Below are 14,559 nucleotides of genomic sequence, written 5' to 3'. Positions count from 1 at the left end.
TAGACTGTATAAATGGTTTGATTTATTGACGTTCATCAAAAACCAGATGTACTGATCACCAATCAACCATTTCTCCATCGACACATAGATTTCATCTATATTGATCATCCACAGATACAGTTTTCTCGCTGAAAAGAGTTATGGAATATTTCATGGCAACTGATTTCATTGTTGTGCAGTAATTCAAAATGTATCCATGTGTTGAAATATCAAAAAAACTTTTGAGGCATAACACGCAGACAGTGATTGAGCTGTGCAAACCGTTCGGAATTAAACCGGCTGGTGTCACCAAGGCATTTCTTGCGGATCCAAATATTGCCGGCATCATGGTTGATTCTGGAATCACCGTACTAGCGGATTCACGGGTTGAAAATCTAAAACGCTTGCAGGAGCTGCCCGCAGAAAAGCTGCTCCTGCGTATCCCCATGTTGAGTCAGTGTGATGATATTGTGAACACAGCTGACCTCTGCCTTGTCTCTGAACTGGTCACGATAAAAGCCCTTAATGATTCCGCAGAAAAAAACGATAAAATTATCGGCATTATCCTTATGGTTGACCTTGGGGACTTAAGGGAAGGCATCTTTGACAAGGAAGAACTGTATGCAACCGTGCAGGAAGCACTGGCCATGAACCATGTTGCCCTCAAGGGAATTGGAACCAACCTCAGCTGCTACGGAGGCGTACTGCCAAGCCAGGAAAATATGGAACAGCTCTGTAGTCTGGCGGGGAATATAGAACAGAGATTCAATATCAAGCTCGATATTATTTCCGGTGGCAATTCAGGCACTATCAGCTTATTTGCCAAGAAAAATCTTCCGGCGCGTATTAATCAAATACGACTAGGCGCTTCTATTGCCTGCGGCATTGGACTCAATGACAAACCTATTGAACCCTTATCGACCAATGTTTTTACCCTTGTACTGGAAATCATCGAATTAAAATACAAACCATCAATTCCAATGGGAGAAAGAGGACTTGATGCCTTCGGCAACCTTCCTGAATTTGAGGATAAAGGAATAAGACTCAGAGCGATTTGTGCCATTGGACGACAGGATATCGACCCTGACAATATCTCCCCTCAGGAGTCAGGTATAGATGTTCTCGGAGCCAGCAGTGACCATTTGATTCTTGATGTGACCGATTTTAATGAGCGTTCTCCGCTGAAAATCGGTGATCATTTACGCTTTAACCTGAGTTATGGCGGCGTTCTTTCCGTCATGACGTCCCCGTTCGTGTCAAAACTGTTCATTGAATAATTTTTCGTAGTAATTATTAAATAACGAGACGTGAATATGCCATTCAAACTGTCCATGCCGACTTCATTCGGCCTGCTTATTATTCTGCTGTTTTTCTTTGCAGCACTGACTCATGTTCTGCCTGCCGGTCAGTATCAAAAGGAGTTTAGCGATGCTCTCGGCCGAGAGGTGCCCGTTGCCGGCTCTTACCAATATACCGAAGCGTCTCCGCAAGGACTGGCGGATATCGTTTTGGCGCCAATTGCCGGCTTCTATGATCCTTCCACCTACGCAGCAGCGGCTATCGATGTCGGTCTGTTTGTCCTGATGATCGGTGGTTTCCTGGGCGTGGTCACCAAAACCGGTGCGATTGATACCGGCATAGCCCGCGTGACCGCCAAACTTCAGGGGAAAGAGATCTGGATGATCCCGATCCTGATGATTGTGTTTGCCCTGTGCGGCACAACCTTTGGTATGGCAGAAGAAACCATTCCCTTTTACGGTCTGCTGATACCGGTGTTTCTTGCTGCGGGTTTTGATGCCCTCACCGCAGTCGCGGTTATTATGATCGGTGCCGGCATTGGCACCATGGGTTCCACCATTAACCCGTTTGCCACTGTTCTCGCTTCCAACGCTGCCGGAATCTCCTTTAAGGATGGCATGGAACTGCGTCTGTTTATCTTTGGTATTGGTCTGTTCGTCTGCATCTTCTGGGTGATGCGCTATGCCATTAAGGTGAAGAAAGACCCACAGAGTTCTTTGGTCGCCTCGTTCCGCGAAAGTAATCTGGCCCACTTCCTGGGTGATAACCAAAATCAGAATCAGGAAACGCCTGAACTCACCAAAACCCAGTCTCTGGTTCTGGCCCTGTTTGCCTCCACATTCGGCATTATGGTCTGGGGTATTACCGCCGGTGGTTGGTGGATGGCCGAGATGAGCGCCCTGTTCATCGTCATGGGTATTATTATCGGTTTCGTTGCCCGTCTGGGAGAGCAGCAGATCGTTAACTCGTTTGTTGCCGGTGCTTCGGATCTGGTCGGTGTTGCTCTGGTGATCGGACTAGCCCGGGGTATCGTCGTGATTCTGAACGACGGCGCCATCATAGATACACTACTGAACTACGCCGAAAGCGTGGCGGTAGGCACCAGCTCTGTCGTCTTTATTAATGTCATCTATATCATCGAAGCCCTGCTCTCCTTCGTGATCAGCTCTTCGTCCGCTCTTGCAGTGCTCTCCATGCCCATCCTTGCCCCTCTGGGAGACTTTGCCGGCGTGGATCGTTCGCTTGTAGTCACCGCCTTTGTCACCGGCATGGGTGTTGTCCATATGGTGACACCAACCCTCGCCTTCCTTATGGGTGGCCTGGCGATTGGCCGTGTGCCTTTCTCGACCTGGGTCCGATTTGCCGGCCCTCTGCTGCTGGTACTGTCGGCCATCAACATGACCATTTTGAGTATTGCGGTCCTGATGTAACACCACACATCAATCGCTTAACGGAATAACACTCACTCTGAATGTGAAAATAACACCATGAAGACTCTGATTAAAAACGGGACCGTTGTTGATGGCCTGAACAATCCGGCCGAGTTCCTGGATGTACTGATCGAAAACGACAGTATTATCGCTGTTGGCAAGGATATTCAGATTCCCGTCGAAGAGATCATTGATGCCTCCGGCCTGTACGTGACTCCGGGCTTTATTGACACCCACACCCATACCGATCTTGCCAACTTTATTCCAGAAGGCATGAAGCCCAAAATCATGCAGGGCATTACCACCGAGATCGCCGGTCAGTGTGGTCTGGGCGTCGCCCCTGTGCCTCGGGAGAAACAATCCACCTTCCGCAGCCGTCTGATTATTGGTAACCCGGATATTCAATGGCGCTGGGAAACCTTTGCCGAATACATGACCGCTCTCGAACACCATGGACTCGAAAGCAATATCATGCCGTTTATCCCCCACGGTGTTTTACGTTGGGTGGTGAAGGGAGATTCCAGTGAATCCCTGACCGCAGACGACAAGGTACAAATGGCCGAACTGGCTCGTGCCAGCTTCAAAGCCGGGGCCAAAGGTCTGAGCCTGGGGCTGATTTATCACCCGGCCCTGTTCTCCAAAGAGGAAGAGCTGCAGGTGATGATGGAAGTCGCCGCCGAGTTTGATCGCCCGGTAGCCGTTCACCTGCGCAGTGAAAGCGACACGATTATTGAAGCCATTGATGAGATTGCAGCACTGGCCAGGAAAACCGGCTGTCGTATTCACCTCTCCCACCTGAAGCTGATGGGTGAACGCAATGCCTGGAAGCTTGACGACCTGCTCAAAAAGGTCGATGAGTACGGCTACAGCTTTGATCACTACCCATACAACTATGGCAGCACCACCCTGTTCTCGGTCTTGCCGCCCTTCCTGTTCGACGAACGCAGCTACGAAGAAGCACTGGAAGATATTACCCTGCCAGATGTTCGTGAAACGATTAAGGACTGGTTCTCCGAGAAGATTCTTCCGGATCCGTCACTCTCCTGGGACAACGTGCCGGCACTGACTGGCTGGCATAACGTCACCATCACCAGTCTGCAAACAAAGGAGAATGAAAAGTATCTGGGTAAGACCATTGAAGCCTGCGCCCAGAAAACCGGTCAGGATCCCGTGGACTTTATGCTCGACCTGCTGATTCAGGAACGGGGCCAGGTGATGATGATCAATCATTACATGGACATCTCACTGATGGAGACCATCCTGCAACGGCCTGACGGCATGATTGGCTCGGACGCCTTGATGACCGGAATTCCCCACCCTCGGGTTTATGGCGCCTATCCACGTATTCTGAACCAGTATGTGTTTGGCAGTCAGATGCTGTCACTGGAGCTGGCGATTCATAAGATGACCGGACTCGCCGCCAAAACCTTCGAGATACACGACCGAGGCGTGATTCAGGAAGGCAAGAAAGCCGATATTGTGATTTTCTCTGACCAAATCACTGACCATGGTACGGAGTCCCATCCCGATCAGTTTGCCTCCGGTATTCATCACCTGTTTATTAATGGACAAAGCAAAATTAAAGAAGGTATTTATCAACCAACCCGTGCGGGTGTGGTGTTGAAAGCTTAACTGCCTTTCTAATTAGCTCACATAAATAAGCCCTGTCACGTTCAACGTCACAGGGCTTGTTTTTAGACACATTCCATCAGCGACAGCTTTACATCACACCGAATTTGGCAAAGGCATCAACAGTACTCATACCATCCTGCAGCGCCTTCAATACCAGATTCTCAGTCGCCGCCTTCTCGAACGCAGCCTGAAAGGCTTCATCGGCCACCTCATGAGGAATCACCAATACACCATCACGGTCGCCAAAGATAATGTCCCCATCACGTACACGGACTCCGTCTACTTCAATCGGTACCCGCCAATCGATAACCTTGCCGCGTACACCCTGATCCTGGGCATAGCTGCCGAAGGAAGCAATCGGGAAGTTCAGACGCTCAATTTCCGTGGTATCCCGATGGAAACCATGCACCACGGCACCGGCAGCTCCACACATAATCGCCCGCGTAGACATCAATCCGCCCCACAGGGCGTAACGGTGGGAACTGCCGGAACAGATATAAACCTCGTTCTTTTTCAGATCATCCAGCGCCTCAAACATCAGACCAAAAGGCTTGTTCATCAGCGGGTTGTTGCCTTGCACCTCGGCATCAAACACATCCGCTTCCAGAACCGGCATGGCCCGGCCAAGGATCACAGCCTCCTGCTGCACCGGTTTCAGGTAAGGGCTCAGAAACTGATGGGTGTAGCCCATCTTATCGAGCACATCACCCACCACCGCCACAAACAGCTGCTCTCTGGCCATGGCAAACAGTTCATCATCATTGGTCCAGGACATACTCATAGGACACATCTCGTATTTTTCAGGTATAAAAAAACTGCCCATCAAATATAAAAAGCGTTTATATCCAAGGGGCAGTTCCGTTTTAAAGGTTCAGAGATCAGGCTGCGGCAGCCTGCTCCTGTTCCGATGCATTCACCTTTTTCTTGATCCGCCAGGTGCTGTAGATAGACAACGCTGCCAGAGCAATAAAGACCACTACGATCGGACGTTCATAGAGGAAACTCCAGGAACCTTCATACATCATCAAAGACTTACGCAGGTTGGTTTCCGCCATCGGGCCAAGGATGATCGCCAGTACAATCGGCGACAGAGGAATTTCACACTTGGTCAGCAGATAACCCAGGAAACCAAAGCCCAGTGCTACGCCAACATCAAACATACTGTTGTTCATGGAGTAGGCACCGACCACCGCCAGCATGGCGATCATCGGCACAATCAGCACCTTCGGCACTTCCACAATACGACAGAACAGCTTGATACCCAGCAGCCCCACAATCAGCATCAGGAAGTTGGCAATCAGCATGGAGCTGAATACGCCATAGACGACATCCGGACTGTTCTGGAACAGCATGGGGCCGGGAGACAGGCCCTGAATGGTCAGCGCGCCCAGCAAGACCGCAGCCACTGCATCACCTGGAACACCCAGGGTCAGCAGCGGCACCAGTGCACCACCGGTGACACCGTTATTACCAGCTTCCGCAGCAGCAATACCTTCCAGAGAACCTTTACCAAACGTCTCCGGCTTTTTACTGCTGCGACGGGCTTCGTTGTAGCAGACGAAGGCGGCAATATCGGCACCGGCACCCGGCACAGAACCAATCAGCGTGCCCATCAAGCTGCTTTTCAGGCCAGACGGCAGGAACTCACGAAACTCCTTGCGACTCACAAAGCTGTGGCTGAACTTCTTAATGGCATTACCAGCGCCAAGATTCAGCTGTTCGGCCTGCAGCAGACATTCGGAGATGGCGAACAGACCGATCAGAACCGGGATAATGGACAGACCGTTGTACAGCTCCATTACGCCAAAGGTGTAACGCGGGGTACTGGTAATCGGATCCAGGCCAATACACGCCACGATCAAACCGAGGAAACCGCCGATCAAACCTTTGGTCATGCTCTTGGCGGAAATACTGGCAATAATGGTCAGACCAAACAGTGCCAGGGTGAAATACTCCGGCGCACTAAAGCGCAGGGCAAAATTCGCCAGCATTGGCGACACCGTGATCAGCATAATAGTGCTGACCAGACCACCCAGAAACGAGCAGATCACCGAAATGCTCAAGGCTTTGGTGGCATAACCCTGCTTCACCAACTCATGGCCATCAATAGCGGTAGCGGCAGAGGCCGGTGTACCCGGGGTTCTGAGCAGGATGGCGGGGATGGAGCCACCATAGATCGCGCCGACATAAACACCAATCAGCATGGCCAGGGAAGCTCCCGCGCCCATACCGAAGGTAAACGGCAGCATAATGGCAACACCCATGGTCGCCGTGAGGCCGGGGAGCGCACCAATCGCGATCCCGCCGGTAACACCCGCCAGCAGGAACGGGAACACATCCATCTGGAATGTGGCCAGGATACCCTGGAGAAGATACTCGAACATTGTGGTGCAACCTTACTGGAACAGACTACCGGCCGGCAGGAAAACCATGAAGACTTCAGCAAAGATGTAACTCAGAGCGAAGGAGAAGACAGGTGCCGCCAGATACCAGGTCCAGCGTCTGACACCCAGCAGAAACAGGATCGCCATAAAGCCCAGAATCGTGGCCGGCAGATAACCGATCAGCATCATACCCAGGCCATAAACCGCCAGCACCGCAAAGACCATCAGAGCGCGCTGCCAGTTGGCAGGCTCGGCCTCGGCCTGGTCATCACTGGCAGTACGCCATTCAGTGACCAGCTGCATAATGCAAAGGCCGGCCAGGATGAAGCAGGTCAGAATCGGGTAAAAGCCGGAGCCGATGGCGTGCATATCACCCGCTTCCTGGAATTGAGTGGCCAGAAAGAGGAAAACAAGGGCGAAGAGCAGGATAGCCCCGTAAATCATTACGGAGAATCCGTGGCGAGACTTAATATTCATAATTCATGTCACGGATGAGAATGGACAGAGGACAGAACAGAAACGGGTGTTTCCAAAATCTGGAAACACCCGCGTAAATTACAGCTTCTCGATGATCGGCATCAGGCTCTTGGTGTCTTCACCGATAAACTTGGTGAATTCCGCCGCGCTCTTATCTTCGATAAAGAAGTTACCCTTCTCCATGAAGGCAACGAAGTCTTTGTCAGCAACAGCTTTGCCAATAGCGGATTCCAGCTTGGCTACGATTTCATCTGGAGTCTTCTTAGGTACAGCAATACCACGCCAGGTACCGGAAACCACATCAAAGCCCAGCTCCTTCATGGTTGGAACTTCCGGCATGGAAGCCAGACGCTTCTCAGCCATAACCGCCAGAGGACGCAGCTGACCGGATTCAACCTGAGACTTCACTTCACCCGGGCCGGTGATAGTGAATTCCACATGGCCACCCATAACCGCGGTGGAAGCTTCTGCAGCACCGTTAAATGGAATCTGGTTGAAGGTTACGTCCTGGTTACGCTCGATAGCCAGCGCATAGAAGTTTGGCTTGGCAGTAGAAGCGAACTTCACGCTGCCCGGGTTAGCCTTGGCCTTCTCAATAATATCACCCATGGTCTTGTATGGGCTGTCGGCTTTCACGGTCACCAGAGCCGGGTCAAAGTTCACCAGGCGCACCATCTTAAACGCTTCGCTATCCACCTGCATCAGGCCCAGCTTAGGCAGAGAGACAATTTCACGGGTAATCATGGTGATGGTGTAACCATCAGCACGGGAGTTGGCGCCAGCAGTCATACCCACGGCACCGGCACCACCGGTACGGTTCATAATGGCAATCGGCTGGCCCAGATGTGGCTCAGTATATTCAGCCAGAGCACGCGCAACAGAGTCAGTACCACCACCGGCGCCAAATGGCACAATCATACGAATATTACGGGCCGGATAATCAGCAGCCATGGCAAGAGAGGAACCAAGGCTTAAAGCAACAACGCCGGCAATGGCTTTCAGTGACTTTTTCATAAGTTGCGTATTAACTCTTATGAGAATTGAAACGAGCGAAATCAACCGGTGGTATCAACCGGCCAGAAAAACAATGATTTCATGATCTTCAGATGGGGAAATCTGATCAAAAAATCAGCATTCGTATCTCAATAACAGGATGCAAGACCTTCAAAGATGAATACTCAACTGAATAAACAAAAAATTAACAGCTTGTTGAATCAGACTTGTATAAACACCTAATAAAAACCTTTCAGAAGCACAATGACAATGTTCCGCCATCCCATGCAGCGCCACATTAGTGAGTCTGTTTTTTTGAGTCAATCAGTAAATGGAATGCCGTTCCACAAAATAACAAATAGGTAATTTTTGTTTGCTTTGCATCAATATTTCACACGCACATGACTTAAAGGGTGAGTCGGTTTTATTAAATTCCTGTTTGATTTTTCACCAAATGTTTGATCAACAAGACAACAAGGTTTCTAAGAATCTGCCCTTCCGAACGGGCATTTCAAATCTACAATTACCGACTTTGGATCACCTTTTCGGAGAGCCGTTATGGTCCGATCAGTATTGGGACCCCTGTGGTTTATCATTGTTTCTTGCCTATCGATCTGCCCCCTGGCTCTAGCAGAGCCCACAGAGAATACACAACCACAAGCCCTTATCTCACTGGAGAAAGAAAAAACGGCAGTGGTAAAACAGATCACCGTCACAGACAAACAAGTCACCCAGATGGAGCAGGCTCTGGGGAAAACCACCTATGAGCTGACCCGAGACCTTATTCGTCAGCAGGCAGCGTCTGACATCCGCAGGATGAGCGATAAGGTAAATGCCTTTATCGAAGCGGTCGAGAAAGACAATACGCCAGAAGCCAAAGCTTTAGGGATCGACGTTGTTAAAGCGGAAAGCCGCTTCTTCGATAACCGACTGGTGTCAGTATCCAAAGACTTACGAACCCTGTTTGAACAATACGAATCATCAGAAGCGGAACAAAAGCTGCTGGTGTTGTTTAACATTGATGACTTTTATCAGCACATCAACTGGCTGATGGCGGAGCGCCAGAGAAATCTTAAACTGCTAACGGATTGGGGCGTAGATACTGCCGCCAGTATTCAGGCATTGAATCAAGAGATTACCCGTTACGCCGAATTTATGGCCGGCTACCTCCGCACCAATGCCCGGCAGGAAAAACTCTTACAGGGAGAACTGGACACCCTGCCCGCCGATGCCCGCAGTGCTCTGGAAAACAAGATCGCCTCACAAAATCGGCTGGTGCAGAGTGCCGTCACCAACCTCAAACAGGTTGTGCTGCTAATGGAAGAGCAGAACCTGCCGGTCGACCAATTTAACGAGCTGATATTCCAGACTACCGGCAATCTTGCTGAAGCCGTAGTGAATATTGGCACTCTCAGCACCATTATTGGCAGTGTATGGGAAGATGCCACCCTTTGGTTACAAACCAATATTGGCAATATTATTTCTCGGTTGATGCTGTTCGCTCTGTTAATTCTATTTGTTGTGCTGCTGGCCCGACTCGTGCGACGAGGCATATCACGAGCCGTAACCCATAAGAAGGCGCGCTTCAGCACATTAGTGAAAGACTTCTTTATCAGCATGGGCGGCAATCTGGTTATTGTGTTCGGTCTGCTGTTTGCTCTGGCACAAGTTGGGTTGGATCTTACCCCCCTGCTCACTGGTTTAGGTGTCGCCGGTATCGTGATTGGTTTTGCCCTGCAGGACACCCTCTCAAACTTTGCCTCTGGAATGATGATTTTGATCTACCGCCCTTTTGATGTGGGGGATTTTGTTGAGGCCGGCGGGGTATCCGGAAAAGTCGGAAAAATGAGTCTGGTTAATACGACAATTCGTACCTTTGATAATCAGGTGTTTATCGTGCCCAATGCCAAGATCTGGGGAGATACCATCAAGAACATCACCTCAGAACGTATACGCCGGGTCGATATGGTGTTTGGTGTCGCCTACAGCGATAACATCGAACAGGTAGAGAAGGTGCTGGAAGATATCGTGACCAGCCATCCGAAAATCCTGAAAAATCCACAATATATGATTCACCTCCATGTGCTGAACAGCTCATCAGTAGACTTTATAGTGCGCCCGTGGGTGAAAACAGACGACTATTGGGATGTGTACTGGGATATTACCCGGGAAGTGAAAATGCGCTTTGACCGGGAAGGCATTACCATCCCATTCCCGCAGCAGGACGTTTACCTTCATCAAATTTCCAGCACAACTGCGGAAAAGCCAGAAACACCAACCTGATACATCTAACTGCAAGCCATATTATCTTCGCCCACCGATGCGCAAGCATCGGGTTTTAGATAAAATGGCTTGCGAATCCTGCCTATAAAAACAACAGGGATATATCCTATGAAAAAATGGATCATCGGGGTGCTGTGTGCGCCACTGATTGCCTTCGGCCTGTTTTACGCCAGTTCCGATGAAGATATGCGCCGCTCCCTGCGCCATCTCCCGACCGATAAAGATGTTCTGTTCTGGAGCATAGAACAACGGGATGCCGCGTTTCGAGTCCTGGACCGCTGGCCAATACTGGTGAAAGCACGCTCGATACCATCTGGCAGTAAGACACGCCCTCTTCCCAAAGGTGAACCTCTTGAACTCCCGTTTGATATTAAAGCCCATATGGAGAGCCAGAGAACCGCAGGACTGGTCATCGTTCACAACGGTAAAGTCCGACTGGAAGAATACGGTCTTGAATTTGGCCCAGAAGGAAAATGGACCAGCTTCTCTGTAGCAAAATCACTGACATCCACCCTGCTCGGTGCTGCAATCAAAGATGGCTATATAAAGAGTGTTGATGAACGGGTATCCACCTACATTCCTGATCTTAAGGGTTCGGCTTACGACAATGTCACAATCAAACAGCTCTTGACCATGACCTCCGGGGTGAAATGGAACGAGGATTATGCTGATCCAGAATCCGATGTCGCACGATTTAATAGCCACAAAGCTGAGTCCGGCATGGATACCACCGTAAGCTATATGCGCAATCTACCGGCCGAAGCAGAACCGGGCAGCAAGTGGGTTTATAAGACAGGTGAAACTAACCTGATTGGCGTATTAGTCAGCTCGGCAACCAATAAAAACCTTTCCGAATATCTCTCAGAGAAAATCTGGAAGCCTTATGGTATGGAACAAGATGCTAGCTGGCTGCTAGGTTCTACTGGAGAAGAAATCAGCGGCTGCTGCATACAAGCCTCAACGCGAGACTTTGCCCGAATTGGCTTATTTATTTTGGGTGGAGGCAAGGTAAAAGATGAGCTGGTCGTCCCCGAAGGCTGGATTGCAGAAGCGACAGCCAAGCATGCAGATATCGGAAAGCCAGGTGAAGGTTATGGCTATCAATGGTGGACTATGGGCGATGGCGCCTTTGCAGCACGTGGTATATTTGGCCAAGGGATCTTTATTGATCCGAAACGACAGTTGGTAATTGCAATCAACAGCAATTGGCCTCAGGCATCAGACCGCCAAGGCGGAGATTATGGTCAGCAATTAACAGCGCTATATAGAAAGGTACAAGCGGCGATTGATGCTGAAGCAGTGCTCTAAATCTGTACGAGATAAATAATACATTTAGCTCAGTCATATTTGGTTTGACTGGGCTGATTGATTGAAGATTTTTTGTGTATCAATGGCGAAACCGTGAACTCCTGATAAGTATTTAACTACATGATGTCGTATTTCTTACATTACGATACAATTCTGGGCATAATAGCGGATCATTAGGGATTCCGAACCACCCAGCACAGAATGTCTGCAGTGCGTGAGCGGCGGCGGTAGCGTATCTGATGATTTAAAAATCTTAAGTTCAAACTGATTTAAATCAGTATTCCTGAATAAAATAACGGTATCTATAACTCCTATCATTGATAATGATCTAAGCCAAGAGCTAGCAATAACAATCATTTAAACTGCAGAGAGACGCATACGCGGAAACCGAAATCTTAGATTTGGTGGCTATAGAGTGTTCGCATATGCAAACTTCTAGAGATTTGAAGGATACACACCATTATCAGCTCTTTTAGATCACCAAATACAACGCCCTTAGCTTAAGCGACATATATGTGAAAAACGAAAGACGGCATACCGCATAAGTAAACACGATCTCATAAAACACCCTCAAGCCTATGGGACAGCCATAACTACATAGCTGTCATATTTTCCAAATACAGTATGTTATGCGACCTTCGGTCGTATATGCTGCTGTTATGTTTTCTTCAGTTCCGCGTTCTGCATCAACGCCACGTTGTATAGAGTGAAAATATGAATGAACTTCTTGCAATCATTGAAGTAGATAAAAATAACAAAGTCCTTTGTGGTGCCCCTGAATGTAAAAGAAGTATCTTTAAGCGGATTCATGTTATTCGTGAGAACGGAAAGATTAATATACTTGGTGAGAAATGTTTTATCGGAATTCACGGTAAAACTCTTGGCAAAGAAAAGCCTAAGCTAACCGGAAACACTTATAGAAAGCTTACCGAGGAAGAACGTGAGTTACTCCTGCTAAATACTGAAAAGCTAATAGAAAAGCTTGAGCATGAGTATCAAAACTCCGAGGCAATAAGTGATCCATACACTGAACGCCAATTTTTCCATGAAGTTCCAGACCAGGATAATGGCGACAAGAAAGAAACTAGTTTAGAAAGCAAGCCGAGCCATGATGTCGGCCGTGAAGTACAATGCCTATACTGCGGATATCCATTTCTTACTTCACTTAGACATATGCCTGCAAAAGGCTACAAGTGTGGCAAATGTAAATCTTTGAACATTCAAATGTCACTTGAAAAAATTGCTTCAAAACAGAAAACATAACAAGTGCGTCAAGAAGGGACGCCTTCGGCGCCCCTTACGCAGGCGTTACCCGAGGTTAAGCATTAAACGGATTGGAGAGTTGGGAGAAAGACAGGTGTGCCCTACGCCTGAAAATCAAATAATTATCGCACTCCGAAAAACACCAAATATTAAGCATCGCAATATACGTCTCGCAACGCTCAAACAAGCAGTCAAACATTGTGCAAAAAGCACGGTCTCTGCCGTGCCAATCCCCGGGTAACAAGAGCTTCAAATGGGACGCCTCCGGCGCCCCATAAGCGGGCGTTACATGCTCATCAGCCATGAAATTTAACTTCACTATTTTTGACTGGATTTTCATCGCCTTTGGTTTTTTACTGGCATTGTCCGGTTACTATTCAATAGGGATAAAACATAATATTTCCGAAGCTCTGGCTTTATCTGGCGCTTGGACCATTGCAATCTTCTTCTTTATATCCTTGATTTTTGGAATATCCAGAGGAATTCCGAGAGAGAAAATAAAATTTTCAAAAGAGTATTTTTTATTTTCCATAGTGGTAGCAACAGTATTTTTTATCGCCGCGTTAATTACATCTAAAATTCTTTAAATCTTAAAACAGTGAATAACATTAAAAATTTTCTTTTAAATACTGAAGTGAAACGATGGAAGCTATGGCTTGAGATAATCGCTGTCTTCGCAATGTCGATTTTGAGCTTAGCTATTTTCTATCATACGTATGGGAAAAGTGTCGCAAGCACGACTCTTATACACATGTCAGGACTCGCACTAGCCATGCAATACTCAGCCATGTTTGTAGCATTTTGGTATCTCCTAAAATTCAAAGTTCCATACATCGCCAGGTTCATGATTAGCTCGTTGCTTATGTTATCTTTCCTGTGGTTCTCACTATTTCTAGTATTAGCCAAAAACCCTTAACCCGAGCATCCGTGCAAATCGCATGTAACAAGTAAATCCACCGGACGCCTTCGGCGCCCGCTTCGCTCGGTGATTTAAGCGTTAAATGCTATGAATAACATCGAGCATATCCTCAAAAAAATCGAATCCACGCCTGATTTCTTTGGTCATACGATAAATTCTGTCAATTATCGAAATGGCTATGGAGATACTCCTCTTCACATTTTGGGTAACTGGGGAGACTGTGATTCAATCAAGGCTTTAATAGAAGCTGGAGCCAATATTAACGCTATTGGAGAAGCTGGCTTTACGCCACTACATTGTGCCAGTGAGCAAAATCACCCAGAAGCAATCTCGCTGCTTATCGCATACGGTGCAAAGTCTTTAAGCGATGAAAATGGCCTTACACCGCTAAAGCTTGCGGAATTGCTGGAAAACAACGAAGCAGTGAAATCACTCAAACAAGCATTTAACAAGTGAATGGTGTTTGTCGCTTCGCTCCTGGGACGCCTGCGGCGCCCCACATTCAGGCGTTACCCGAGGTTAAGCAGTAAAGGATTTGGGCAGTTCGGAGAAAGACAGGTGTGCCCTATTCCTGTAATTAAAATGATTATCG

The 14,559-nt window shown here is 48.3% G+C and carries 12 protein-coding genes; 8 read left to right on the top strand and 4 right to left on the bottom strand.

Translation table 11 applies throughout. The features are described 5' to 3' along the window. Nucleotides 1-188 precede the first annotated feature (188 nt). Genes EHSB41UT_RS23235 through EHSB41UT_RS23225 form a run of 3 tightly spaced genes read left to right on the top strand, consistent with a single transcriptional unit; the run spans nt 189 to nt 4,340 of the window. Nucleotides 189-1,256, top strand: a complete 1,068-nt coding sequence (locus EHSB41UT_RS23235; RefSeq protein ID WP_087113262.1) for an alanine/ornithine racemase family PLP-dependent enzyme — start codon at nt 189-191, stop codon at nt 1,254-1,256. 36 nt (nt 1,257-1,292) lie between these two features. Continuing rightward, nucleotides 1,293-2,708, top strand: coding sequence for a YfcC family protein (locus EHSB41UT_RS23230; RefSeq protein ID WP_087113261.1), 1,416 nt, complete (start codon nt 1,293-1,295; stop codon nt 2,706-2,708). Between the two features lie 57 nt (nt 2,709-2,765). Further along, the gene (locus tag EHSB41UT_RS23225) at nt 2,766-4,340 is read left to right on the top strand and encodes an N-acyl-D-amino-acid deacylase family protein (RefSeq protein WP_087113260.1); all 1,575 of its coding nucleotides are present in this window, start codon (nt 2,766-2,768) and stop codon (nt 4,338-4,340) included. 88 nt (nt 4,341-4,428) lie between these two features. On the opposite strand, the gene EHSB41UT_RS23220 is transcribed toward EHSB41UT_RS23225, so the two are convergent. The 4 genes from EHSB41UT_RS23220 to EHSB41UT_RS23205 form a co-directional block, all read right to left on the bottom strand. Further along, the gene (locus EHSB41UT_RS23220; RefSeq protein ID WP_087113292.1) at nt 4,429-5,121 is read right to left on the bottom strand and encodes an RraA family protein; all 693 of its coding nucleotides are present in this window, start codon (nt 5,119-5,121) and stop codon (nt 4,429-4,431) included. 97 nt (nt 5,122-5,218) lie between these two features. Further along, nucleotides 5,219-6,724, bottom strand: coding sequence for a tripartite tricarboxylate transporter permease (locus EHSB41UT_RS23215; protein ID WP_087113259.1), 1,506 nt, complete (start codon nt 6,722-6,724; stop codon nt 5,219-5,221). Between the two features lie 12 nt (nt 6,725-6,736). After that, entirely contained in the window at nt 6,737-7,201 is a 465-nt protein-coding gene (locus tag EHSB41UT_RS23210; RefSeq protein WP_087113258.1) for a tripartite tricarboxylate transporter TctB family protein, read from the bottom strand. A gap of 78 nt (nt 7,202-7,279) precedes the next feature. Beyond that, entirely contained in the window at nt 7,280-8,215 is a 936-nt protein-coding gene (locus EHSB41UT_RS23205; protein WP_087113257.1) for a Bug family tripartite tricarboxylate transporter substrate binding protein, read from the bottom strand. Nucleotides 8,216-8,887: 672 nt separating this feature from the next. Between EHSB41UT_RS23205 and EHSB41UT_RS23200 the strand changes: the two genes are divergently transcribed. From EHSB41UT_RS23200 to EHSB41UT_RS23175, 5 genes are all read left to right on the top strand, one after another. After that, nucleotides 8,888-10,477 (top strand): mechanosensitive ion channel family protein, encoded by a 1,590-nt coding sequence (locus EHSB41UT_RS23200; protein WP_242667399.1) that lies wholly within the window; start codon nt 8,888-8,890, stop codon nt 10,475-10,477. A gap of 108 nt (nt 10,478-10,585) precedes the next feature. Then, a complete protein-coding gene (locus tag EHSB41UT_RS23195) occupies nt 10,586-11,785 on the top strand; it encodes a serine hydrolase domain-containing protein (RefSeq protein ID WP_087113255.1) in 1,200 nt (399 codons plus the stop codon). Nucleotides 11,786-12,499: 714 nt separating this feature from the next. After that, complete coding sequence (locus tag EHSB41UT_RS23190; RefSeq protein ID WP_087113254.1) at nt 12,500-13,048, top strand: hypothetical protein; 549 nt, start codon at nt 12,500-12,502, stop codon at nt 13,046-13,048. Between the two features lie 302 nt (nt 13,049-13,350). After that, a complete protein-coding gene (locus tag EHSB41UT_RS23185; RefSeq protein WP_087113253.1) occupies nt 13,351-13,635 on the top strand; it encodes a hypothetical protein in 285 nt (94 codons plus the stop codon). Between the two features lie 419 nt (nt 13,636-14,054). Further along, entirely contained in the window at nt 14,055-14,423 is a 369-nt protein-coding gene (locus tag EHSB41UT_RS23175; protein ID WP_087113251.1) for an ankyrin repeat domain-containing protein, read from the top strand. Nucleotides 14,424-14,559: the final 136 nt, after the last annotated feature.

Source organism: Parendozoicomonas haliclonae, from assembly GCF_900174585.1.
In the GTDB taxonomy this organism is placed as follows: Bacteria; Pseudomonadota; Gammaproteobacteria; order Pseudomonadales; family Endozoicomonadaceae; genus Sansalvadorimonas; species Sansalvadorimonas haliclonae.
This window is presented reverse-complemented; position numbering and strand designations above follow the sequence as displayed.